Below are 21,657 nucleotides of genomic sequence, written 5' to 3'. Positions count from 1 at the left end.
TGCTGCGCCGTCCCCCGGACTTACCGACCGTTCGTGAGAAACTAGCGACTATGCCCAGCGCCAGCCAGACTTCCAGCACCACCGAAACTTCCACCACCGCCAACGGAAGTGCCGTTAATGGCAGTGTTAAGCGGGGGCGGCCCGGCTATGACCAGCAGTCGGTGCTGCGGATCGCCGTCGACGTCTTCAACCGGCACGGTTACGATGCCACGTCCATGGGCATCCTGGCCGAGAACCTTGGCATCTCCAAGTCGGCGATCTACCACCATGTCCCGTCCAAGGGTGACCTGCTGAAGCTTGCCCTCGACCATGCCCTGGGGGGCCTGGAGGCCATCCTGGAACAGCCCGAGGCTACGTCCGGCGCTGCCGACGCCCGCCTGGAGTTCGTGCTGCGGCAGACGGTGGCCGTCCTGGTGGACCGCCTGCCCTTCGTCACCCTGCTGCTGCGCCTTCGCGGCAACACGGAAATCGAACGGGATGCCCTGGAACGGCGCCGCGCGTTCGACCACAAGGTGGCCGTCCTGATTTCGGCCGCCCGCGACGAGGGCTCGCTGCGTGCGGACATCGACCCGCGCACGGTTTCGCGCCTGCTGTTCGGCATGATCAACTCCATCGTGGAGTGGTACAAGCCGGGCGGGCCGCTCTCGCCGCAGCGGCTGGCCGACGACGTCATCACCATGGCGTTCGACGGCCTGCACGCGGACGCCTAGCCACTTCCCGGCAACCCGCCGCCTGCCGTTTGGCGGCGCCAGGAGGACAATACTAAGCGTGCTTGGTATTTCTCCTCTGCCCCGCTACGGTGGTAAAAAGCCACCGTCCGCAGGGAGGTCCTGGTGAGCCACGTCAGCCATCCACAGCGTTCCCGCTGCCTCCCGGCAGTCCTGGGCGCCGGTGCACTCGTGGCCGCCCTCACGCTCAGCGGATGCACCGGCACGCCAAGCCCCCCGGCCACCAGCGGGACCTCCTCGAGCCAGGTGTCGCCGTCGGCCTCCGCCAACCCAACGCCGGCGGCCTCCTCCCCCGCGCCTTCCACTTCGGGGACGGGAGGAGGTTCCGGAACCGCGGCCGGCAACCTGCCGCAACTCGTGGAAAACCTGTCGCCGTCGGTGGTTACCATTTTCACGCAAAGCGGCCTTGGCAGCGGCGTGGTGTACTCCGCGGACGGGCTGATCCTCACCAATGAGCACGTCATCCGCGGCGCCACCACCGTCGAGGTGGGATTCGCCGACGGGCAGCGGGTCGAAGGAACGGTCAAGGCCAGCGACGCGGTCACGGACCTGGCCCTGGTGCAGGCGAAGCGCACAGGCCTGCCCAAGCCCACCTACCAGAGCGACCTGCCCAAGGTGGGCGAAGGCGCCCTGGTCCTTGGCTCCCCGCTGGGCTTTGAGAACACCGCCACCGCCGGGATCATCTCCGGACTCCACCGCTCAATTCCCGGTTCGGCATCGAACAGCCTCTCGCTGGTGGACCTGATCCAGACGGATGCGCCCATCAGCCCCGGGAACTCCGGCGGCGCGGTGATCAACATGCGCGGCGAGGTGATCGGGATCAGCGAGGCCTACATCCCGCCGTCGTCCGGGGCCGTTTCCCTCGGTTTCGCCATTCCCGCCGCGACCGCCGTCGACGTGGCCGAGGAGCTGCTGGCCAACGGCACGGCCAAGCACGCCTACCTGGGCCTGACTCCCGGCGAACTGACCGCACAGATCGCCGAACAGCTGGGCATCGAGGCCGGTTCCGGGGTAGTGGTGCTCGCCGCCGACCCGGACGGCCCGGCGGGGCGGGCCGGAATCCGGCCCGGGGACGTCCTGCAGTCCATGGAGGGCGTGGAGCTCACCACGCCGGAGAAGCTGTTGGCGGAACTCCGCAGGCGCAACCCCGGCGACACCGTAGGCTTCAAGGTCAAGCGCGGCGACCAGAGCCTGGATATCAAGGTGGACCTCACCGACCGCCCCGCGAGCACAACCACCCGATAGGAAGGAAAAGAATATGAGCCACCCGAAGGAAGAACCCGAGGCAGGATTCATCATCCCGGACCCGTCAAAGATCCGCGAAGACGTTCCCGGCGACGCCGGCGACGAGGCCAACGTGATCCGCTTCAGCGAGGAACAGGCCCTGATCGAGGAACAGTCGCACGGCGTGCGCCCGGACACCTACAGCGTCCCCTCCGGCGGCCCCACAATGGACGAGGCCCGTGGCAACATGGACCTCTCGGACCGCAGCGAAGACGGCCGCGGTACGGGGCGCGAGGATGACAGCAGCGACGACGGCCTGCACGGCGGCGCCGAAAGCTGACCTCCGGTCACAGACAAGCAGCAGGGGTGCCCCGATCCGACCGGGGCACCCCTGCTGCCGTGTTTAACGGCGGAGCCGCGTTCGTCCGTGGGCGCGCCTAGACCTGGTACTCCATCTTGCCGCCCAGGTTCTCGTGGACGCACAGGATGTTGTGCTCCGTGTCCATGAACCACGCGCACTTCTCCGACTCCGTGGTGCAGATGTGGTTCTCCGTCTTCAGGGTGGGCAGGTCGTAATCCTGGAACATCACGCCCCTGGCTTCCATGTCACGGACGGTCGCTTCGATATCGGTGACCTCGAAGCTCAGGGCAGTGTGCTCCGAGTGCTTGCCGTCGGAAACGGGCATCAGCTGCAGCAGCGGGCCACCGTCGGTGCCGAGTATTTCGCTGCCATCGTCAGCCTGTCCACGGTGCGGGAGCCCGAGCTTTTCCGTATAGAAGCTGCGGGCACGGGCGGCATCATCGACCGGCAGGATGGTAGTGGCGGTGTTCATCTTCAGGCTCATGGGGGCCACCTCCTACGGGCAGAATCTTACGCCCGGCCAGCCCAAAAAGAACCGGCCAAACGCCCCATCACCTCCCGACCCCAAACGCCCAACGCCCCATCACTTTTTTAGAAGAAGTGATGGGGCGTTCGGGAAGAACCTGCGAAAGGTGATGGCGCGTCGTAAGGGGTTATTTTTCGACGAGGGTGAGGACGTCGTAGGTGGCCACGATGTCGTCGTTCTGGTTGGTGAGGACGGCATCCCAGGCCACCTCGCCGTATTCGTCGGTTTCGCGCGGGGTGATCTTCTTGGCGGTGAGCGTCACCCGGATGGAGTCGCCGGCGGCCACGGGCGTGATGAAGCGCAGGTTCTCCAGGCCGTAGTTGGCCAGGACGGGGCCAGGCGCCGGCTCAACGAACAGTCCGGCGCCCCAGCTCAGCAGCAGGTAGCCGTGCGCCACGATGCCGGGGAAGAACGGGTTGGCTTCCGCGGCTTCCTGGTTGGTGTGGGCGTAGAAGGTGTCGCCGGTGGAGTTGGCGAAGGCGGTGATGTCCTCCAGGGTCACCTGCCGCAGGTCCGAGCGGACGGCGTCGCCGATCCGGAGGGTGGACAGGTGCTTCCGGAACGGGTGCGTCCCTTCGGTTTCGACCGTGAAGTTGCGGTCGGCGCCCGTGTGCCAGACGCCCGTGACGGCGGTGAGCATGTTCGGCGAGCCCTGGATCGCGGTGCGCTGCATGTGGTGCAGCACGGAACGGATGCCGCCCAGTTCCTCGCCGCCGCCGGCCCGTCCGGGTCCGCCGTGGACCAGGTGCGGAACAGGTGAACCGTGTCCGGTGGACGAGCGCGCGTCCTCCCGGTTGAGCATCAGCACGCGGCCGTGGTGCGCGGCGATTCCGGTGACCAGTTCGCGGGCCACGCCAGGATCGTTGGTGCACACCGAGGCCACCAGCGAACCGCCGCCGCGGGCAGCCAAGCGGACGGCGTCAGCCAGGTCCCTGTAGCCGATGACGGAGGAGACCGGCCCGAAGGCCTCGAGCGAGTGGATGGCTTCCGTCTCCGGGTTGGTCCAGTTCAGGACCACGGGAGCCATGAAGGCCCCGCCGTCCACCACCCCGGTGGTTCCGTCGGCGGAGGTGACCGACGGCGAATCCAGCGTTCCGTATGCAAGCTCACCGCCGGCGTCGAGCATGGACTGCACGGCGGCGCGGACGTCCTCCAGCTGTTCCACCGAGGCCAGGGCGCCCATGGTGACGCCCTCGCCCCGCGGATCACCCAGGACAACCCGCTCCGAAATGCGCTTGCCGATTGCCGCGGACACGGCGCCCATCAGCTCCTGCGGCACGATGGCACGGCGGATCGCGGTGCACTTCTGGCCGGCCTTGACGGTCATTTCGGTGACCACGGACTTGACGAAGGCGTCGAATTCCGGGGTGCCCTCCACGGCATCGGGGCCGAGGATGGCGGCGTTGAGGGAGTCCGTCTCCGACGTAAACCGGACGCCGCCTTCCACCACGTTCGGGTGCGCCTTGAGGGACTTGGCCGTAGAGGCGGAACCGGTGAAGGCCACCAGGTCACGGTAGTCCAGCACGTCCAGCAGGCCGCGGACCGAGCCGGAGACCAGCTGCAGCGACCCGGCCGGCAGGATGTTGGATTCGACGATGGCCTTGACCACGGCGGCGGCGACGTAGCCGGTGGGGGTGGCGGGCTTGACGATGGTCGGAACGCCGGCAAGAAATGCGGGGGCGAACTTCTCCAGCATGCCCCAGACCGGGAAGTTGAACGCGTTGATCTGCACGGCGACGCCCGGGATCCGCGTGTAGATGTGCTCGCCCGCGAAGGATCCGTCCTTGGACAGCACCTCCATGGGGCCGTCCACCACCACCTGGGAGTTGGGAAGCTCGCGCCGGCCCTTGGAGCCGAACGTGAAGAGGACGCCGATGCCGCCGTCGATGTCCACCATGGAATCGACCTTGGTGGCGCCGGTCTGGAAGGAGAACTCGTAGAAGTGGTCGCGGCGGGCGTGCAGGTACTGCGCAAGCTCCTTGAGCTTGAGCGCGCGCTGGTGGAAGGTGAGCTTGCCCAGTTCCTCCTGGCCGGTGGTGCGGCCGTAGTCCACGACGGCGGCAAGGTCCAGGCCTTCCGTGCTCACCCTGGCCAGGACTTCCCCGGTGCTCGCATCCCGGACGGGGACGGCGGATCCCAACGCGCCGGCGTCGGGCGTCCACCAGGCATCCATGACGAAGCTGGGCACTGTCTCCACGGTGTCGACCGTGGCCTGGGGAGCTGTGGCTGTGGTGGTCATCGTTGACGGTCCTTCCAACAAGGGGGCAGGCAAACAGGACGGGCCATTACTGACCGTCCGTTCGGTAATATATTCACCATACATGAAGTGCCGTGCTGCACACTAGAAGGCCAGGACCGGTTTGGCCAGCAAAAAGGAGACCGCATGAACGCCCCCTCGCCCCAGGACGCCGGCGAAAGCCAGCCCTCCCCGCACGAACTCTGGAAGATCACCCTTGGCGAACTGGACGAGAAGATGGGCGTGAAGATCCTCGAGGAGTCCGTGGAGCGGGTGGTGGCCACGATGCCGGTGGAGGGCAACCGGCAGTCGTTCGGGCTGCTGCACGGCGGCGCTTCCCTTGCCGTGGGCGAAGCCGTGGGTTCCTGGGCAGCCGTGATCCACGCCAGCACCATGGGCAAGACGGCGGTGGGAGTGGATGTTTCGGCCACCCATCACCGGTCCGCCCGGGAAGGCCAGATCACCATCACTGCCACCCCTATCCACCTGGGCGGAACGCTGACCACGCACGAGGTACTGATTACCAATGAGGCCGGCCAGCGGCTGTGCACCCTGCGCATCACCAACCTGCTGATGAAAAGAAAAAGCTGACTTAAAAAAGATGCCGGGCCGTGCATCCAGGGGCGGTGCTTTGGCGGTAGTAAGCGCGTAAGCATCCTCAGCCCGGCTACCGGGCTTCACCCAAGGAGTTCGACATGCGCAAAATGACCTACGCCGCTGGAGCACTTTCCCTTGCCGCTTCACTGGCCTTCGCCGCCCCCGCACAGGCCAGCGGCCGGCACCATCATGATGATCCCGTCCTGCTGTCCGTCCTGCACGGGGTCCCGGGCCTGACCGTGGACGTGTGGGTGAACGGGGAGCGCACCCTCGATGATTTCACCCCGGGGACGCTGGCCGACCCGCTGGAACTGGCCGAGGGCGACTACACGATCGCCATTACCGCGGCGGACGCCACCAGTGCGGAGCACCCGGTGATCGGCCCGGTCGACGTGGAGCTCGACGAGGGCCGCAACTACACGGCCGTGGCGCACCTCGCCGCGGACGGCACCCCCACCGCATCGCTCTTCGAGAACGACACGAAGGCCCCACGGAACGACAAGAAGGGCAAGCTGACCGTCCGGCACGTTGCCGCAGCCCCCGCTGTTGACGTCCTGGCCGGCGGATCCGCGGTGATTGAGGACCTCAGCAACCCTGACGAAGCCACCCTGAAGCTGAAGGCCGGGACCATCTCAGCCTCGGTAGCCGCAGCCGGGACCACCGATCCCGTGATCGGCCCAGCGGACATCACCGTTGAAGCCGGGAAGAACACCATCGTCTACGCCTGGGGAAGCCTGGCCGACAACACCCTGAACGTGGCCGTCCAGGTAGTTGGCGGCAAGGAGAACTGCGACGAGCACGACTAACCGGCGAAGTCACCGGTGGTATCGCAGCCGGCAGGGCCTCCTGGCGGAGGCCCTGCCCGGCGCGGTTACCGTGATGCACGCCTGTTCCGCCGGCGGACAAGGACCATGAGCAGGATTCCGACGGCGAGGGCTCCCGCCGCCCAGGCCGCGGCGGTGATCACCCCCGACGCTCCGGTGGAGGCCAGCGCGCCGGCGCCAGGATCATCGCGCCCACCCGTGTTGGCAAGGTCCGCAGGTGGTGCGCTGGGAGTCGGGCTGGCCGCCGGCGGAGGTACGACGGCGGCAGTTTCAGTCGGCAGGGCAGGCGACGGGTCTGCGGGGGTTGGGGCAGGGGTGGTTGGTGCAGCGCTGGTTGGCGAAGGAGCAGGGCTGCTTGGCACGGGAGTGCCCGGCGTGGGCGCTGTGGGAGTCGGGCTTGCCGTTGGGGTCGCCGTCGGCGATGCAGTCGGACTTGGCGTTGGGGTCGGTGGTTCCGCCGCGGCGGCCGCAAACTCGAAACTGCTGGCCCCAGACATGCTGTACCCGTTCACCGTTTCGGCCGTGAACTTCAGCGTTTCGGTGCCCTGCGGGGCCGTGAAGCTCCAGTTGCCGGCGCCGTCCACGGGTACCTCAAAGGGGTCTTTCCCCTCGAGTGTCACCCGGACCGTGGAACCAGCGGCCACGGCCGACGCGGGTGCTGCGGGAACCTGGCCGGTAATGACCTGGCCCGGCTGGTAGGTTTCGGCAGGCGCGGGCGCCGTGACGGCAGGCTTGTTGAGGAAGAGTTCCAGCTGGTAGCCGGGCAGCACGGCCAGGCTGTCCCGCAGGGTGGCGCCGACGGCGAAATTCCGGATCACGTTACCGTTCGCATCGGGAGTGTCCCCCGCCGCGTGCGTGCCCACTGCGTAGTTGCCGGAGACGTAGGGGCCTCCGGAGTCGCCGCCGCTGGACTGCACGCCGTAGGACAGGAAGCCGTTGTATGCCCGCAGGTCCGTGGCGTCGGTGCCATGATCCGGACCGGGAACAATGAAGATGCCGACGGCGTCAACAGATCCACAGGACCAGGCCGAGGTCCGGCCGGACCGGCAAACAGGCATTCCGACCACCGGATCAGCAGAACCAATGATCTTCACATCCGGCCCGGGCTCTGACGGATCGCCCCAGGTACTGGCGGCAGGAAGCGGATCGATGTCCTGCCGCAGCGACTGGACGACCGAGATATCTGTTCCCACGTTTCCCGGGTTGTTGGGGTCCAGTGGATTCTCGACAACCCTGGAGTTACCGGGGCCGCCGAACTGGCTGAAGCCGAACTTTCCCAGCAGCCCCGCGCGCACTCCCTGGAATTCCAGCGTGGCAGTCTTCGCGGCGCCGTCCGACGCACAGTGGCCGGCAGTGAGGACGGCGGGAAGGCCCGCCGGGTCGAATGCCGAGAAACCGGTGGAGCAAATGAACCCCAGGTCCGTCTGATAACCGACGCCGCCTGGGACGTCCGCCTCGGGCTTGAGCGGAGTCCCGCCGTCGAGCTCCACGTTGGCGTAGCGGGACACAAACTGTTCAGGGGAAACCTTGCCGGTGCCCTTGACCCCGGCGTCTGCCCCGGCTGCGGGGGAGGTGGCGGAAAGCGCCTCCGGCGTGTTGATTCCGCCGGTCCTGATCACGAATTTCCCCCCGGCTGCCATGACTGCCTGCAAACCCTGCGGTCCGACGTCGCGGATGTACGCCTGGAACAGCTGCCGGGTGCTCAGTGCCAGTTGCGACCTGGAGCTGTCCGCAGCCGTGGAGGGCGAGGGAGCCGACGGGGCCGTGGGCGGCTGCGCAGCGGGCGCTTCGAGCGAGAAGGGGAAAGCATTGCCGGCAAGACCGGCAATCGCCTTCTCCAGGTCGCCGCCCGATCCGGTCACGATGATGGTGCGGCCCTCGATGCGGATGCCCACGTAACCCGGAAGCTGGCGCAGCTGGACAGCCGCGGCTGCTGCACGCGCGCCCAGCTCACCTGCCGCCTCGAATTCCTGCGGCGTCATCTTGAGGTCCCGCTGCACCGCATCATCCAGCGCTGCCTGGGACAGACCGGTTGTAGCTGCCGTCGGAGCCGCGGTGGCCTGGGCAACGGTGCCCGAAGCGCCGCGCGGCTGCGGGGACTGCCCGCCGTCGGGTTCACCTGCGGAGAAAGCAGGGGCTGCCACGAATACGGATGACGCCAGCACACCGGCTGCTGCGCCCAGCGAGAGCCTCCGCCGCATAGTGTCCGCGTTGGACCCCAGCTTTGGCTGCGGGGAGGTCCTGGCGCCTGATGGTGTTGTCCCGATCATGTCCGTCTCTCTGCCGATCATCGTGACAGAGGAACAGGAGCACCTCACGTCACATGAGTCACACTGGTCCCAGTGTATCGGCGCCGACCCGGCAAATGGCCAGCACGGATTCCAGATCGGCGGGGCTCAGCCCGTTGGACAGCAGGTAGGAGCGGGTATCCAGGCCCCGGACGAACGCCACGACGGCGAGCCCGCGCTGCTCCAGGAGGGGTCCAAGCTCGGCCTCCTCCAGGTAGCGTTCACGGCTGTGCGGTGGCCCGTGGGTGCGGTAGCGCTCGTTGATGCCGCGGGCCGCCCGCCGGTAGCCCTCGGCAATTGCGTCGTCGGAGTCGCCCGCCAGGTCCTGGACCATGGCGGCCACCATTCCGCTGCGGTCGCGCCCGGCCGCACAGTGCAGCAGGACGTCCCCCTTGGGCGCGGCCGAGGCGATGGCACGGAAGACCCCCACCAGCTTCTCCGGAAAAAGACGTGCATTCGCGGCATAGTGGGCAGGATCGTTCAGGTAGGGTCCGGTAAGGGCTGTAAACCGCGGGTCGCCGGGCTCTTCCGTGGGAGCGTGCAGCACGTCGATGCCGCCCATCGCCCCGGCGGGCAGCACCGGGTCAGTGTTTCGGCGTTGCCCCTCGCCGCTGTTGCGAAGATCCACGACGGTGCGGACGCCGTCGTCGAACGCCTGCCGCCACCCCGCCAGGGTGAGCCATTCACGCCGGCCCATCCTGTAGATGCCCCCGGAGACGTGCCACGCGTTGACAGCACCATCCCAGTCCACGGGCCTGCCCCTTGTGTCCATCCGCACAGCTAACCACATAACCCAAAACCAGCGCTTAAGAAAGGGCTTCCCGGCCCGGGCGCACTTAGTGGTCGCTGGATAGCCTGACATTCTCCAGCCCCACTGCGGGGCAGTACGACACAACAGGGGACAAACAGATGAAGATCTCAGTACGACGGCGGCACTCGGCCTTTCTGGCCGGCGTCGCCAGCCTGGCAATGGCGCTGGGCGCGACGGCGATGCCAGCCGAAGCGGCCACCCAGCACCGCGACGTTGACTACGTGGCACTGGGCGACTCCTACACAGCCGGCACCGGCGCGGGACCTTTTACGCCCACACTGCCGTGCACCCAAACCCCCGGCGGCTACGTGGACATCGTTAACCAGGAAGCCTTGGTCGAGCTTGCGGACAACGAAGCCTGCCACGGATCCCTCCTGACCAAGCCCACGTGGGACGGCGTTCCCAGCGTGATCGACCAGCTTGCCAGCTTGGTCACGTCAGGGAAGCTCTCGAAAGACACTGAACTCGTCAGCATGACAGCGGGCGCCAATGATGTCGGCGTAAACACCGTTCTCTTTACCTGCGCAACATCCGCGACCTCCACTTGCAGCCAGTCACTTGCAGCGTCGACCGCCACCATGCCAAGCGTGGGGGCCGACTTGATCAAGGTACTTGCTGCCATTCATAACCAGGCGCCCCGCGCCCGGGTTGTGGTGCTCGGATATCCCCGCCTGTTCAACACCTTGGGCGCACCGGTTATCCCAGTCGAAAATCAAGCCCTCGTAAACCAGGGAACGGCGTTACTGAATACCACCATTGCCGCATCCGTGGCCACAGCCAACGCTTTATACGGGGCAAACGCTCAGTTTGTCGACGTCACGGCTCGATTTGCCGGACATGAAGTGAACACCGCGGCGCCCTGGATCTTCCTCGCCGCCTCACTGGACTCCAACGGGGTGCTGCAATTCGATCCCCGCAGCTTCCACCCCAATCTGGAAGGACACGCCCAATATGCCGCGGCGCTGCTCGCGTCCGTGAAACTGACGCAACTCGCCCGACCCTAGGAGGCCGCCAAGCCTGCCCAACTGACGCTCCACTAGCCCGCTACTGCCCCTGTCCGCGCCGGTCCAGCCGGTATTCCAGGCCTGCGCGGACAGCAGGCCATTCGTGGTCCAGGATGGAGAACACCACCGTGTCCCGGAGGTTTCCGTCGCTGGTCCGTGAATGGCTGCGCAATACGCCGTCCTGCTTGGCACCGAGCCGCGCGATTGCCTCCCGCGACTGGTGGTTCAGCCAGTGCGTGCGGAACTCCACGGCCGGGCAGCCGACCACCTCGAAGGCATGCCGGAGCAGCAGCAGCTTGGAGTCGGGATTGGTGCCGCTCCCCTGCGCAGACGCCGCGTTCCAGGTGGAGCCGATTTCCACCCGGGGCGTTGCGGCGTCGATGTTCATGTAGGTGGTCATGCCGATGATCCGCCCCGGGCCCCCGGTGCCGGGGTCAATCAGCCGCGTGGTGAAGGGGAGCATCGAGCCCTGTTCCTGCAGCGCGAGCCGGCGCCGGATTTCCGCGGCCATGCCCTGCGGCGAGGGCACGGACGTGTACCAGAGCGTCCACAGCTCGCCGTCCCTGGCGGCCTCCACCAGGCCGTCGTGGTGCTCTTCAGCGAGCGGCTCCAGGATTACGTAGCGTCCCGTCAGGGTAAGGGGTTCAAGGAAAGTCACTGCACCAGCCTAGGCCCCTCCATGGGCCGCGTTAGGCTGGGGACAGCAGCGCGATGTCGAGCGAGGGAGTTAATGTGTCAGGAACCAACCCGGATCCCGAGGACGACAAGGTCACCGGCCTGGAGCCCGGCGGCGGCGTGCCGCCCGGGGAAACCCCGCCGGCAGAAGCATCCACCGCAGGGCCCCAGGGCCACGAAGAGCACGGCACCCGGAAGGGCACGCAGTTCCTGTGGATCGCCATTATCGGCGTGGTGGTCGTGCTGTGCCTGCTGTACTTCATCGGCTACATCGTGGGCTTCTTCGACTAAGCCCTCCTGCGGGAGCCGGACAGCCTTAGCTGGGCCAGTCGAAAAAGCCCTTGCCCGTCTTGCGCCCCAGCTCACCCCGGGCCACCTTGTCCTTCAGGATCTGCGGGGGCGCGAACCGGTCGCCAAGTGTGGACTGCAGGTATTCCGCGATCCCCAGGCGCACGTCCAGGCCCACGATGTCCGTGGTCCTGAGCGGCCCGGTGGGATGTTTGTAGCCGAGCACCATCGCGTTGTCGATGTCCTCGGCTGAAGCGACGCCTTCCTCCACCATGCGCATGGCCTCCAGCGCGATGGCGACTCCCAGGCGTGAGGACGCGAACCCCGGAGCGTCATTCACGACGACGGCGGTCTTACCGAGTGCCTCAACCCAGGATTTGGCGGCGGCAGCGAGTCCGGGGGACGTGCGCTCCCCCAGCACCACTTCGATGAGGGTGGACGCCGGGACCGGGTTGAAGAAGTGCAGCCCCAGGAAGTTTTCCGGCCGCTTCAGCTCCCGGGCCAGCCCGTTGACGGACAGGGAGGAGGTGTTGGAGGCTATGCAGGCGGCGTCCGCCAGCCGTTCCTCGATCCCGCGCAGTGCCGTGACTTTAAGGTCCCAGTCTTCGGGGACGGCTTCCACCACCAGCTGGCGGTCCTGGAAGGCGTCATAGTCCACGCCGACAGTAAGCCGGGAAACAAGCTCATCAAGGTTTGCGTCTGTGGCCCCGCGCTCGATGCTCTTCGCCGCCGCGGATTCCACCCGTTCGCGGGCAGCCTCGGCGGACTGTTCGTCGCGCTCCACCACCAGGACATCGGCCCCCTTGATGAGGAACGCGTGCGCAATCCCGGCACCCATGCGGCCGCCACCAAGCACCCCCACCAGGGAGGGGAGGCCGGGGTTCACTATTGAGTCAGTCATGGTCTACTTTCCGTCGGCGGAATTGGCAGAGGCGGGAGCGCCGGTGGCTTTCCTGGCAGCGTTGCGGTCCAGGAAAGCCTGCATGCGGTCGAACTTGGCCTGGGATTCGAAGAGGATGCCTTGGGCCAGCTGGTCGATCAGCGGGTGCGCTTCGGCCGGTGCATGGAAGACCGACTTGGTGATGCGCACGGCCAGCGGATCCTGGCGCCCGATCCGGTTTGCCAGGCTGTGGGCGGCTTCCAGGAGGTCTGCGGGATCATGGATTTCGGTGATGAGGTTGGCCGCTTTGGCTTCCTCGGCGCCAAGGACCAGCCCGGCCAGCAGGATCTGCTTGGCCAACGGCTCACCCACGAGTTCCTTGAGCCGCCAGCTGGCTCCGGCCGCCGCCAGGATTCCCAGCCCCGTTTCCGGGTTGCCGATCCGCACGTTGGGCGTGCCGATCCGGAAGTCCGCGGCGTAGGCGAGTTCCGCCCCACCGCCCAGGCAATACCCGTCAAGTGCGGCGATGACCGGCATGGGCAGCTTGGCGATCCGCACGAAGATGGTGGAATTGATGCCCTGCAGGGCATCATCGCGCCGGCGTTCGCGCAGCTGGGCAATATCGGCGCCGGAGGCGAAGACTCCTTCCACGCCGGCGATGATCAGCACTTTGGGGTTTTGTTCCAGCGCGGCGCACACGGTGTGCAGTTCGTCCACCATCTGCTGGTCGATCGCGTTCTTCACCTCGGGCCGGTTGAGCAGCACCACCACCCGGTCCTCGCGCTCCTCCACGAGCAGCGCGGAGAACTTTTCGGACGCCAGGTCCACAGCGGCGGCCATCAGATCTTCTCCAGCAGCATGGCGGTGCCCTGTCCAACGCCGACGCACATGGTGGCGAGGCCGATCTTTGCGTCTTCGCGTTCCATCCGTCCCAGCAGGGTGATGGCGAGCCGTGACCCGCTGGAACCGAGCGGGTGCCCCAGGGCGATGGCGCCGCCGTCGCGGTTTACGATGTCCGGTTCCAGCCCCAGGCGCCGGATGCAGGCCAGGGACTGGGTGGCAAAAGCTTCGTTAAGCTCGACGGCGGACACGTCGCCGACGCTCAGGCCGCTGCGCTTCAGCACCTTCTGGGTGGCAGGGACGGGGCCGATGCCCATAATTTCCGGTTCGCAGCCGGCAGAGGCGCCGTCGATGATCCGGGCGCGGGGTGTGAGCCCGAGCCGCTCAATGGCTGCTTCCGAGGCGACGATGATGGCGGACGCGCCGTCGTTCAGGGACGAGGAGTTACCGGCCGTGACCACGGAGCCGCCGTGGGCCACGGGCTTCAGCCCCGCCAGGACGTCCATGCTGGTGCCGGGGCGGGGGCCTTCATCGGTGTCCACGACAGTTTCGGCTTTCCGGGTTTTGACGGTGACCGGAACAATCTCGTCCTTGAAGCGGCCGGCTTCGATGGCGTCGAGGGCCAGTTGGTGGGAGCGGACGGCAAACGCGTCGGCATCCTCGCGGGAGATGTTGTCCACACGGGCCACTTCCTCTGCCGTCTCCGGCATGGAGTAGGTCATCTTTCCGTCCCGTGACAGGCCGCCGTGCTGGAAGTGCGGGTTGGTGAACCGCCAGCCAATGGAGGTGTCAAAGATCTGGCCCGGTTTGGCGAACGCGCTGGTGGGCTTTTCCTGAACCCAGGGAGCCCGGCTCATGGACTCCACGCCGCCGGCGATGACGATGTCGGCGGCACCGGCCTTGATCATGTGGCTGGCTTGGATGATGGCGCTGAGGCCCGAGGCGCAGAGCCGGTTAACGGTGATCCCGGGGATGTGGAGCGGAAGCCCGGCCAGGAGGGTGGCCATCCGCGCCACGTTCCGGTTCTCCTCACCCGCACCGTTGGCGTTGCCCAGGATGACCTCGTCGATGCCCTCAGGATCCAGGCCGGCGCGTTCCACGGCTTCCCGGAGCACCAGCGCTGCCAGGTCATCCGGCCGGACGGAGGACAAGGCGCCTCCGTACCTGCCCACCGGCGTTCGGACCCCGCCTACAAGGAAAGCCTGCGGACCTGCGGTTGCAGCCATGGAAACACCCTTCACGCGATAAACAGCACTGTCATCGGCGGCGCGGACAGGAGAAAACTCTACTTACCGACCGTTCGTTCTGTAAATGGTACACGGCAACGGCCAGGATGCGCATCCGGTTACAGGACGGTCACCCCCAGGTGCGCGGCAAGGTGGGGCGCGAGCAGCCCTAGCTGGTACTCATCAATCACCAGGCCTGCCAGGCTGCCCAGCCCGCTGATCCTGCGGAACCCGGTGCCCCGAAGGTCGAAATCCTTCAGCTTGGCGCCGGCGAGGTCGAGGGACCCCACCGTGCAGTCCTGCAGCTTCACGCGGGTTGCGGTGGCGCCGCCAAGGTCCAGTTCGTTGATGATGCAGCCGCTGATCAGCACGTCGGTGAGCTTTGCGCCTCGGAGGTTGAGGAAGTCAAGCTTGCCGCCTTCGATCCGGACTGACTGCCAGCCGCTTTCGTAGGCTTCGGCCGACCCCAGGCGGGGATTGCGGAATTCAACATCACGCCACGTGCTGCGGGCAGCCCGGAAGACAGGCGCATACGGCTCAGCCAGGATGCAGTCGCGGAAGGAGGCTCCCCGGAGCTGCGTCTCATGGAAGGATGCGCCATCAAACCGGCACTCCGCGAAGGTGGCGCCGCCCAGGTCCAGGCCGTCGGCGGCGGGACGGTGGAAATGGGCACCGTCCTGCCTTCCGCCGTCCGGAAAGACGAGGTCCGGGCAGTCCTCGAGGTCCTGCAGTTCCACCTGAGAGATTCGGGGTGGCGCCACCTTGGCCGCACTCCTGCCGCGCGCTGTATTCATAACCAGAGCCTAGCGGCGCTCCCGGCACCGAACAGGATGTCCACCTGCGGGGCCCTTGAAATAATAAGCAAGCTTTGCTTATCGTGGGAGGGCACGGTTGATCGATCGAGACGAAAGGAGGCCGGAACCATGGGCCTCGGAGACAAGATCAGTAACGCGGCGGAAGACCTTGGCGGCAAGGCCAAGGAAGCTGCCGGCAACGCAACCGACAATGACCGACTGAAGGCGGAAGGCCAGGCCGACCAGGTCAAGGCAGACGCCAAGAAGGTCGGCGAAAGTGTCAAGGACGAGTTCAAGCGCGACTAGTTCCTTGCTGGGGCAGCCGCAGCGAACGGCGTGCTGCTCCAGCCTGACGGCGGCGGGTCCACTGGATCTGCCGCCGTTTCGCTGTCCACTCGTCATCGACTGCTCCGTACTTGTCGTTTTGAGGGGTCAAAACGACAAGTACGGAGCAATGGATGGGCTCACCAGCCGCTGCGGGTGGGTGTGTGGCCCTTCCGGGAATCTTCGGGCATGGTCATGCCGGCCCGCAGGCCGAGCAGCCGGATCGGGTGCCCCGGCTCGATCCTGGACAGCAGGTCGAGCGCAGTTGCCAGGACGACGGCAGGATCCGAGGTTTCAGGGATCTTGCGTGCATAGGTTTTGGTGGTGAATGGGGCATAGCGCACCTTCAGCGTCACGCCGGTAACGGGCCTGCCTTCGGCGGCGACATCCTCCAGGACGTGCGCGGCCAGCTCCCGGACGGCGTCCTCAATCTGTGCCCCGTCGGTCAGGTCCCGCTGGAAAGTGGTCTCGCGGCTGTGCCCGCGCGCCACCCATGGGGTGTCATCGACAATCCGGGAGCCGTCTCCCCGTCCCAGTTGCGCGTACCAAGGGCCCATTCTTGGCCCGAACTCCGGAACCAGGTCATCGGGGTTGGCAGCCGCCAGTTCAGCAACAGTATTGATCCCAAGGGTGGCGAGCCGGCGGGACACTGCCTTTCCCACACCCCAGAGGTCGATGGTGGGCCGCTCCCCCATGACCCCAAGCCAATTCGCTTGGGTGAGGCGGAAAACGCCCGCGGGTTTGCCGAACGTCGTCGCGACCTTGGCACGCACCAGGGTGTCCCCGATGCCGACGCTGCAGTGCAGGCGTGTTTCCGCAAGGACAGCCTCCTGCAGCCGGCGGGCAGAGGCTTCGGGATCAGCCGTCTCAAGGCCGACGAATGCCTCATCCCAGCCGAGCACCTGGACAGTGGTTCCCGGCTGGGAGCGCAGGACCGCCATGACCTTGTCCGACGCGTCAAGGTAGGCCTCATGGTCCACGGGCAGGATGACGGCATCGGGTACTTTCCGCGCAGCGATGCGCAGCGGCATCCCGGACCCCACCCCGTAGGCCCTGGCCTCGTAGGACGCGGTGGACACCACGGCCCGCTCGGTGGGGTCGCCGCGTCCGCCCACAATGACGGGCTTGCCGGCCAGTTCAGGTCTTCGCAGCACCTCAACGGCAGCGATGAACTGGTCAAGGTCCACATGCAGCACCCACGGTTCGCTCACAAGCCCCAGTCTGCCCCGGCCACGCAGCACGCACCACCCCGCCTCCCGCCGTCGAATACCCCGGGGCGCACAGGGGCTCCGCAGGGACGGCGGGTTAGCCTTGGCCCATGACCAACGTAGACCTCAGCGCTGCAGGCAGCGCTGCCGGCGGGTCCCCTTCCCTGCACGGCCGCCGCCTCGGTGAACTACGGCCGGCTGCCTGGAAAAGGGCAGGAAGACCTGGTGGAGGCACTGCGCGGCGCCTGCCCGATCGTGGCCAACTACGGCGGTGCGGACCGGTCGCTGAAGGGTGCGGCCGCGCGGCTCGACTCCGCTCTTGGCGAGCTGGGCATCGAGCACAGCGTGAAGGAATTCCCCGGCGCCGGCCACTCCTTCCTCAACGATGAAGAAATGGGGCCGGTTCTCCTCAGGCCGCTGATGCGGGTCATGGGCGTTGGTCCGGATCCGGAGTCGTCACCGGAAGCCTGGCAGCGCATCGAGGACCATTTCGCCCGCTACCTGAAAGGCTAGGCGGGGCACCGGACTGTCCGGTGAAACGACGACGGCGGGCCGCCCACTGAAGGGGCGTCCCGCCGTCGGACGTGGTCTTGGAGCCGTCAGCTGTAAAGCTCGCTCTTGGGCTCGTTGTTCTTGACTTTCTGCCAGCCAAGCCACAGGACCAGCGCGAAGAAGGGGATGGTGGCCAGGGTCCACAGCCCCAGGTAGAACACCTCGCCGTCCTTGCTGGTCATGGTGTCGAAACCGATCAGCACCGTGATGGCCAGCAGCCCCAGCAGGCCGGCCCAGCTGGTCCAGGGTGACCCCGGCATGGGCAGGGATGACACGGCGCCCTTCTTCTTCCGCAGTACGATCTGGCTGGCGAAGATGGAGCCCCAGCAGAAGATCACGCCGATCGAGGCGGTGTTCAGGGCGAGGTCGAACGCGTGCGATCCGCCCAGCCAGATGTTCAGCATGATGCCCACCAGGTAGAACGCCGCGATGGCGAGGATGGCCGCGTAGGGGACGTGGCGGGAGGACATTTTAGTGAGCCACTGCGGGGCGTGGCCGTTGTTGGCCATGGTGCGGAACACGCGGCCGATCGAGTAGAGGCCCGAGTTGCAGGACGACAGCGCGGCAGTGATCACGATCATGTTCATCACGTCGCCCACCCAGCCCAGGCCCATCTGGCCGAAGACGGTGACGAAGGGGGACGTGCCGGCCTTGTACTGGTCGGACGGCAGCAGCATGGCGAGCAGGGTCACCGAACCGACGTAGAACACCACGATGCGGAGCACGACGGCGCGGATCGCCTTGGGCACTTCGCGTTCCGGGTTCTGCATCTCACCGGCCGTGATGCCGACGAGTTCGATGCCGTTGTAGGCGAAGATGACGGCGTTGAGGACCAGCACCATCACGAGGGCGCCCTTGGGGAACATGCCGCCCTCACCTGCGAAGAGGTTGGCCACGGAGGCGTGGCCGCCGCCCACCTGGGCATTGGTGACCACCATGAAGGTGCCCACGGCCAGGAAGATCAGGATGGCGCCCACCTTGAGGCATGACGCCCAGAATTCGAACTCGCCGAACGCTTTGACGCTGAGCAGGTTCACGGCGACCAGCAGGGCCAGGGCGGCGATGGCTGAGGCTTCCACCGGGACATTGGGAAAGAAGAACTGGAAGTACAGGCCAATGGCGATCAGTTCGGCGATGCCTGTCATGCCCCAGTTGATGAAGTACATCCAGCCGGAGAGGTAGGCGCCCTTCTTGCCGAACATCTCGCCGGCATAGCTGACGAACGAGCCGGAGGTCTGGCGGTACATGATGAGTTCGCCCAGGGCACGCATCAGCAGGTAGGCGATCACGCCGGCGATGGCGTAGGAGAAAACCAGGGCCGGGCCGGTGGACGCGAGGCGTCCGCCGGCTCCCATGAAGAGGCCGACGCCGATGGCGCCGCCCATGGCGATCATGGTGACATGGCGCCGGCCGAGTGTCTTGCTGTAGCCCTCGGCGCTGAGGGTGGGGTCGACGACGGCGGCGGATGGGGCCGTGCTGTTCTTGAGGTCTGTGGGGGTACTTTGAGGCACAACTGTTCCTTGTGGGTTGGGGGTTGGCCGCATCCGGGCTTCGTATGATCAAGCTCACAAAATTCGGCCATTCAGCCTTGAGGCCAGCATTTGTGAGGGCAATCCGACGAACTGCCGAAGCTTCAAGCGGCCTGTCCATCCTACAAGACAGTCCGGGGTGCTACGTGACGCGCACTACACAGGGGGCGCGCGGCGCTAGGCTGAAACCATGGCCACAGCCCACCGCTTACCGCCCGCCCCGCAGCCGCAGCTGTACCGGTTCTCGCCGATCGACGGCGCGACGCTCTGCCTGTACGTTGCCATCGCCGGCTTCTTTGCAGTCGCCGGGGATCTGGTGGAACCCCTCCTTCGGCAGGTGGCCCCATCCCCTGCGGCTGCCTCCTACGCTGTGAATCTGCTTTTCTATGCCTCAGTGGGAATACTGGCGCTGGTGGCGGCCCGTAAGGTGGTGGTCCGTGACCTCAAAGTCCTGGCAACCCGGCCATGGTTCACGCTGCTGATGGTCCCGGCGGCCGTCATCGCCATGCTGATTCTCACGGCCATTGTGGTGGCGGCGAACGGACAGGTGCAGACCTCCCAGAACCAGGCGGGACTGCAGGCCCTGATGCAGCAGGTACCGGCGTGGTTGATGGTTCCGCTGCTGGTGGTGGTGGGTCCGTTCGTGGAGGAGTACATCTTCCGCCACCTGCTGATCGGCAAGCTCAGCAGGCGCGTGAACATCTGGATCTGCTGCGCGCTGTCCGTGGTGCTGTTCGCCGCGCTTCACATCGTGGGGCAGGAGGCGGTCACCCTCACAGCGTTGCTCCCGTACCTGGCGATGGGCGCCACACTGGTGTCCGTCTACATGTGGACCGGGAAGAACGTGATGTTCTCCTACCTGGTGCACGCAGCCAAGAACCTGCTGGCGGTGGTGCTGGTGTACGCCATCCCGCCGGAGCTTTTCGAACAGATGCAGAATGTGCAGGCGTAGGCCTGCACGTTCTGTCCCGCACCCGCCCGCGCCGTGGCCTTAAGCCGGCAGCGTGTACCCCCGGCACGTGAACCGGCTGCTGCCGTTCGTCCAGCCCGTGACGTAAACCTTGATGCCGAAGGCGGCGTTGGTGCCGCCAAGGTAGCGGTAGCTTTCGCCGGGGTTGTAGCCCGCCGGGGCATCCGGATCGGCTGCCAGGCCAGGTCCGAACTCGATGACGTCGCGTCCAACCCGGTACGTGCCGGTACCGGCCACCAACTGGAAGGTGCCGGGCGCACCCGCAGGCTCGACGCCGTCGAGCACCCCGCCCGGCCGGAAGGTAAGTTCCAGGGCAAAGGCGGTCCTGGTGCCCTCGAAACCGATGTCGATGCGGGCCTGGGGGCCCTCGCAGTGCACTGATATTTCCGTCGCCAGCCGGTGGACGTCGGCGGGGCGGGCGCTGAACTCCATGCCGGCGCTGAACCTGCCTTCGTGCTCCAGGGCGTAGATCCCATCTGCCCGCACCTTGTCCGGCGGCAAGGGCTGGTAGAAGTTCGCCTCCACCTCCTCCGAGAGCACCACCGAGCTGCCCTGCCGGACCGTGTGCTGGCTGCGGAACGGGCCCAGGTCGAAGAAGCTCCTGGACAGCCGGACGTCGGAGAGCAGCGCCGCGCCGTGGCCAAAGCGGAGGAATGTGGGGTTGGTGGCCAGGCCCGAGCCCACGCCCGGGACCAGGGGGTCGCAGCCGCCGTACACCGTGGCCACCGAACCGCCGGAACGGAAGCGGTAGACCCCGCAACTTTCCAATGCGGCCTCGCCCGGGGCCAAGGCCGGGGGCAGTGGCTGGCCGCCGCCCAGTGCCTGCTCCCCGGCGGCAGACGGTACTGCCGGGCATGCCGCGGCCAGCCACGGGTCCACCCTGGCGAGGGCCAACAGCTTGGCGGGTTCGTGCAGTTGAAGCCCGGCCAGCCAGGCGGCTGCGGCAGCAAAGTCGGGCCGCCCGTCCTGTGCGGCCAGTCGCAGGTAGGAGTGGAGGAAGGGGGCGGCGTCAAAGGCCATCCATTGGTCCTGCCGGCGGGAGAACAGCGATTCCACGGTGCCGTCACCGTTGAACCAGGGCAGGAAGGCGGTGAGGTTGCGCCGGACGTGGTCCAGAAGCTCCGGATGGTCGGCGCAGTCCGCAATGGCCAGCAGGGACGGGTTGGTGACGGCCGTGGCGTACAGCGGACTTCGCTCCGAGTACATGCCGTCCGGCAGCTGGTCGATGCCTTCCGCCAGCCACTGGGCGATCCGGGCGGGAATATCAGGCCGCGGCTGGAGCACGTTGATCTGGGCCAGGGCCGCGCAAAGCTCCCAGCGGTGGTTGGGGGTGTGCACCCCTCCCGCCACCATGGCGTCGACGGACCGCGCCACGATGCCGGCCAGCCGCACGTCCACCCGTTGCAGCAGGTGGCCCGGCACAGCCGTCCCGCGGATGAGCCGCAGTGCCAGGCATACGTCATTGAGGGTGAACGCCGAGTCCGGCGGCGAGCACAGGTTGGTGCCGTCGAACAGGCCCGTAGGTCCCTGAAGCGCCTCCAGCCGGTCCAGGCACGCGGCCATCGCCGCGCCGGCCCGCTCCGCCCCATGGAAGGCGGAGCCGGGCTGGGTATAGACCGTGACCAGGTCCAGCAGCCTGGCCATGGCGGGCCGGTGCGCCAGGGCCGGAACGTCGCCGTCGTGCGTTGCAAGGAACGCGTCCACGTGCCGGTCCGCGGCCCCTGCCACCTGGTCAAGGAATGCTGTGTTCACAGTTGCTGTCTGCACTGTTG

22 protein-coding genes are annotated in these 21,657 nt (G+C 66.8%); 10 read left to right on the top strand and 12 right to left on the bottom strand.

Annotated elements, in window-relative coordinates:
• Positions 1-50 precede the first annotated feature (50 nt).
• The 3 genes from PUN71_RS00760 (at position 51) to PUN71_RS00750 (ending at position 2,292) form a co-directional block, all read left to right on the top strand.
• Positions 51-710, top strand: coding sequence for a TetR/AcrR family transcriptional regulator (locus PUN71_RS00760; protein WP_277796973.1), 660 nt, complete (start codon positions 51-53; stop codon positions 708-710).
• A gap of 123 nt (positions 711-833) precedes the next feature.
• Positions 834-1,973, top strand: coding sequence for a S1C family serine protease (locus PUN71_RS00755; RefSeq protein ID WP_277796972.1), 1,140 nt, complete (start codon positions 834-836; stop codon positions 1,971-1,973).
• Positions 1,974-1,986: 13 nt separating this feature from the next.
• A complete protein-coding gene (locus tag PUN71_RS00750; protein WP_043452355.1) occupies positions 1,987-2,292 on the top strand; it encodes a hypothetical protein in 306 nt (101 codons plus the stop codon).
• Between the two features lie 97 nt (positions 2,293-2,389).
• Here PUN71_RS00750 and PUN71_RS00745 read toward each other — a convergent pair whose 3' ends face one another.
• Both PUN71_RS00745 and paaZ read right to left on the bottom strand, forming a co-directional pair.
• A complete protein-coding gene (locus tag PUN71_RS00745) occupies positions 2,390-2,797 on the bottom strand; it encodes a VOC family protein (protein WP_277796971.1) in 408 nt (135 codons plus the stop codon).
• Between the two features lie 169 nt (positions 2,798-2,966).
• On the bottom strand, positions 2,967-5,078 hold the full coding sequence (gene paaZ / locus PUN71_RS00740) for a phenylacetic acid degradation bifunctional protein PaaZ (RefSeq protein ID WP_277796970.1): 2,112 nt from the start codon (positions 5,076-5,078) through the stop codon (positions 2,967-2,969).
• Positions 5,079-5,222: 144 nt separating this feature from the next.
• On the opposite strand from paaZ, the gene PUN71_RS00735 reads away from it, so the two are divergent.
• Complete coding sequence (locus PUN71_RS00735; RefSeq protein ID WP_277796969.1) at positions 5,223-5,666, top strand: PaaI family thioesterase; 444 nt, start codon at positions 5,223-5,225, stop codon at positions 5,664-5,666.
• A gap of 104 nt (positions 5,667-5,770) precedes the next feature.
• Positions 5,771-6,478 carry a DUF4397 domain-containing protein gene (locus PUN71_RS00730; RefSeq protein WP_277796968.1) on the top strand — a complete coding sequence of 236 codons (708 nt, stop codon included), beginning with the start codon at positions 5,771-5,773 and terminating at the stop codon, positions 6,476-6,478.
• A 65-nt stretch (positions 6,479-6,543) separates the two neighbouring features.
• Here PUN71_RS00730 and PUN71_RS00725 read toward each other — a convergent pair whose 3' ends face one another.
• Entirely contained in the window at positions 6,544-8,766 is a 2,223-nt protein-coding gene (locus PUN71_RS00725) for a S1 family peptidase (protein ID WP_277796967.1), read from the bottom strand.
• Positions 8,767-8,824: 58 nt separating this feature from the next.
• Entirely contained in the window at positions 8,825-9,535 is a 711-nt protein-coding gene (locus tag PUN71_RS00720; protein WP_502859681.1) for a tyrosine-protein phosphatase, read from the bottom strand.
• Positions 9,536-9,693: 158 nt separating this feature from the next.
• On the opposite strand from PUN71_RS00720, the gene PUN71_RS00715 reads away from it, so the two are divergent.
• A complete protein-coding gene (locus PUN71_RS00715; protein WP_277796965.1) occupies positions 9,694-10,599 on the top strand; it encodes an SGNH/GDSL hydrolase family protein in 906 nt (301 codons plus the stop codon).
• Between the two features lie 40 nt (positions 10,600-10,639).
• On the opposite strand, the gene PUN71_RS00710 is transcribed toward PUN71_RS00715, so the two are convergent.
• Positions 10,640-11,257 (bottom strand): GNAT family N-acetyltransferase, encoded by a 618-nt coding sequence (locus tag PUN71_RS00710; protein ID WP_277796964.1) that lies wholly within the window; start codon positions 11,255-11,257, stop codon positions 10,640-10,642.
• 74 nt (positions 11,258-11,331) lie between these two features.
• On the opposite strand from PUN71_RS00710, the gene PUN71_RS00705 reads away from it, so the two are divergent.
• Positions 11,332-11,565: a DUF6480 family protein gene (locus PUN71_RS00705; RefSeq protein ID WP_043452363.1), complete on the top strand. Its 234-nt coding sequence runs from the start codon at positions 11,332-11,334 to the stop codon at positions 11,563-11,565.
• Positions 11,566-11,590: 25 nt separating this feature from the next.
• Here PUN71_RS00705 and PUN71_RS00700 read toward each other — a convergent pair whose 3' ends face one another.
• The 4 genes from PUN71_RS00700 to PUN71_RS00685 form a co-directional block, all read right to left on the bottom strand.
• Positions 11,591-12,463, bottom strand: coding sequence for a 3-hydroxyacyl-CoA dehydrogenase family protein (locus PUN71_RS00700; RefSeq protein WP_277796963.1), 873 nt, complete (start codon positions 12,461-12,463; stop codon positions 11,591-11,593).
• A gap of 3 nt (positions 12,464-12,466) precedes the next feature.
• Positions 12,467-13,282, bottom strand: coding sequence for an enoyl-CoA hydratase/isomerase family protein (locus PUN71_RS00695; RefSeq protein WP_277796962.1), 816 nt, complete (start codon positions 13,280-13,282; stop codon positions 12,467-12,469).
• Positions 13,282-14,508, bottom strand: coding sequence for a thiolase family protein (locus PUN71_RS00690; RefSeq protein ID WP_277796961.1), 1,227 nt, complete (start codon positions 14,506-14,508; stop codon positions 13,282-13,284). Before PUN71_RS00690 ends, PUN71_RS00695 begins: the two co-directional genes overlap by 1 nt.
• 119 nt (positions 14,509-14,627) lie before the next feature.
• Positions 14,628-15,302, bottom strand: coding sequence for a pentapeptide repeat-containing protein (locus tag PUN71_RS00685; protein WP_277796960.1), 675 nt, complete (start codon positions 15,300-15,302; stop codon positions 14,628-14,630).
• Positions 15,303-15,431: 129 nt separating this feature from the next.
• Here PUN71_RS00685 and PUN71_RS00680 point away from each other — a divergent pair, with 129 nt between their 5' ends.
• Complete coding sequence (locus PUN71_RS00680; protein ID WP_043452369.1) at positions 15,432-15,608, top strand: CsbD family protein; 177 nt, start codon at positions 15,432-15,434, stop codon at positions 15,606-15,608.
• Positions 15,609-15,766: 158 nt separating this feature from the next.
• Here PUN71_RS00680 and PUN71_RS00675 read toward each other — a convergent pair whose 3' ends face one another.
• Positions 15,767-16,837, bottom strand: coding sequence for a DNA polymerase IV (locus PUN71_RS00675; RefSeq protein WP_502859673.1), 1,071 nt, complete (start codon positions 16,835-16,837; stop codon positions 15,767-15,769).
• A gap of 129 nt (positions 16,838-16,966) precedes the next feature.
• On the opposite strand from PUN71_RS00675, the gene PUN71_RS00670 reads away from it, so the two are divergent.
• Complete coding sequence (locus PUN71_RS00670) at positions 16,967-17,347, top strand: dienelactone hydrolase family protein (RefSeq protein ID WP_502859870.1); 381 nt, start codon at positions 16,967-16,969, stop codon at positions 17,345-17,347.
• 86 nt (positions 17,348-17,433) lie between these two features.
• Here the strand turns inward: PUN71_RS00670 and PUN71_RS00665 are convergent, their stop codons facing one another.
• Positions 17,434-18,897: an amino acid permease gene (locus PUN71_RS00665; protein WP_043452372.1), complete on the bottom strand. Its 1,464-nt coding sequence runs from the start codon at positions 18,895-18,897 to the stop codon at positions 17,434-17,436.
• Positions 18,898-19,105: 208 nt separating this feature from the next.
• Between PUN71_RS00665 and PUN71_RS00660 the strand changes: the two genes are divergently transcribed.
• Positions 19,106-19,867, top strand: a complete 762-nt coding sequence (locus tag PUN71_RS00660; protein ID WP_277796959.1) for a CPBP family intramembrane glutamic endopeptidase — start codon at positions 19,106-19,108, stop codon at positions 19,865-19,867.
• 39 nt (positions 19,868-19,906) lie between these two features.
• Here PUN71_RS00660 and PUN71_RS00655 read toward each other — a convergent pair whose 3' ends face one another.
• Positions 19,907-21,652: a hypothetical protein gene (locus tag PUN71_RS00655; protein ID WP_283532388.1), complete on the bottom strand. Its 1,746-nt coding sequence runs from the start codon at positions 21,650-21,652 to the stop codon at positions 19,907-19,909.
• Positions 21,653-21,657: the final 5 nt, after the last annotated feature.

This window comes from Arthrobacter sp. NQ7 (assembly GCF_029581595.2).
GTDB classification, from domain to species: domain Bacteria; phylum Actinomycetota; class Actinomycetes; order Actinomycetales; family Micrococcaceae; genus Arthrobacter; species Arthrobacter phenanthrenivorans_B.
The sequence above is the reverse complement of the archived record's forward strand: the minus strand, read 5'-3'. Positions and strand labels throughout refer to the sequence as shown.

What these genes read in the sequence shown, in the direction of transcription:
- PUN71_RS00735 (WP_277796969.1), top strand. Translation starts at nt 5,223, where the DNA reads ATGAACGCCCCCTCGCCCCAGGACGCCGGCGAAAGCCAGCCCTCCCCG.
- PUN71_RS00725 (WP_277796967.1), bottom strand. Translation starts at nt 8,766, where the DNA reads ATGATCGGGACAACACCATCAGGCGCCAGGACCTCCCCGCAGCCAAAG.
- PUN71_RS00660 (WP_277796959.1), top strand. Translation starts at nt 19,106, where the DNA reads ATGGCCACAGCCCACCGCTTACCGCCCGCCCCGCAGCCGCAGCTGTAC.
- PUN71_RS00695 (WP_277796962.1), bottom strand. Translation starts at nt 13,282, where the DNA reads ATGGCCGCCGCTGTGGACCTGGCGTCCGAAAAGTTCTCCGCGCTGCTC.
- PUN71_RS00750 (WP_043452355.1), top strand. Translation starts at nt 1,987, where the DNA reads ATGAGCCACCCGAAGGAAGAACCCGAGGCAGGATTCATCATCCCGGAC.
- PUN71_RS00730 (WP_277796968.1), top strand. Translation starts at nt 5,771, where the DNA reads ATGCGCAAAATGACCTACGCCGCTGGAGCACTTTCCCTTGCCGCTTCA.
- PUN71_RS00680 (WP_043452369.1), top strand. Translation starts at nt 15,432, where the DNA reads ATGGGCCTCGGAGACAAGATCAGTAACGCGGCGGAAGACCTTGGCGGC.
- PUN71_RS00685 (WP_277796960.1), bottom strand. Translation starts at nt 15,302, where the DNA reads ATGAATACAGCGCGCGGCAGGAGTGCGGCCAAGGTGGCGCCACCCCGA.
- PUN71_RS00700 (WP_277796963.1), bottom strand. Translation starts at nt 12,463, where the DNA reads ATGACTGACTCAATAGTGAACCCCGGCCTCCCCTCCCTGGTGGGGGTG.
- PUN71_RS00715 (WP_277796965.1), top strand. Translation starts at nt 9,694, where the DNA reads ATGAAGATCTCAGTACGACGGCGGCACTCGGCCTTTCTGGCCGGCGTC.
- PUN71_RS00745 (WP_277796971.1), bottom strand. Translation starts at nt 2,797, where the DNA reads ATGAGCCTGAAGATGAACACCGCCACTACCATCCTGCCGGTCGATGAT.
- paaZ (WP_277796970.1), bottom strand. Translation starts at nt 5,078, where the DNA reads ATGACCACCACAGCCACAGCTCCCCAGGCCACGGTCGACACCGTGGAG.
- PUN71_RS00690 (WP_277796961.1), bottom strand. Translation starts at nt 14,508, where the DNA reads ATGGCTGCAACCGCAGGTCCGCAGGCTTTCCTTGTAGGCGGGGTCCGA.
- PUN71_RS00760 (WP_277796973.1), top strand. Translation starts at nt 51, where the DNA reads ATGCCCAGCGCCAGCCAGACTTCCAGCACCACCGAAACTTCCACCACC.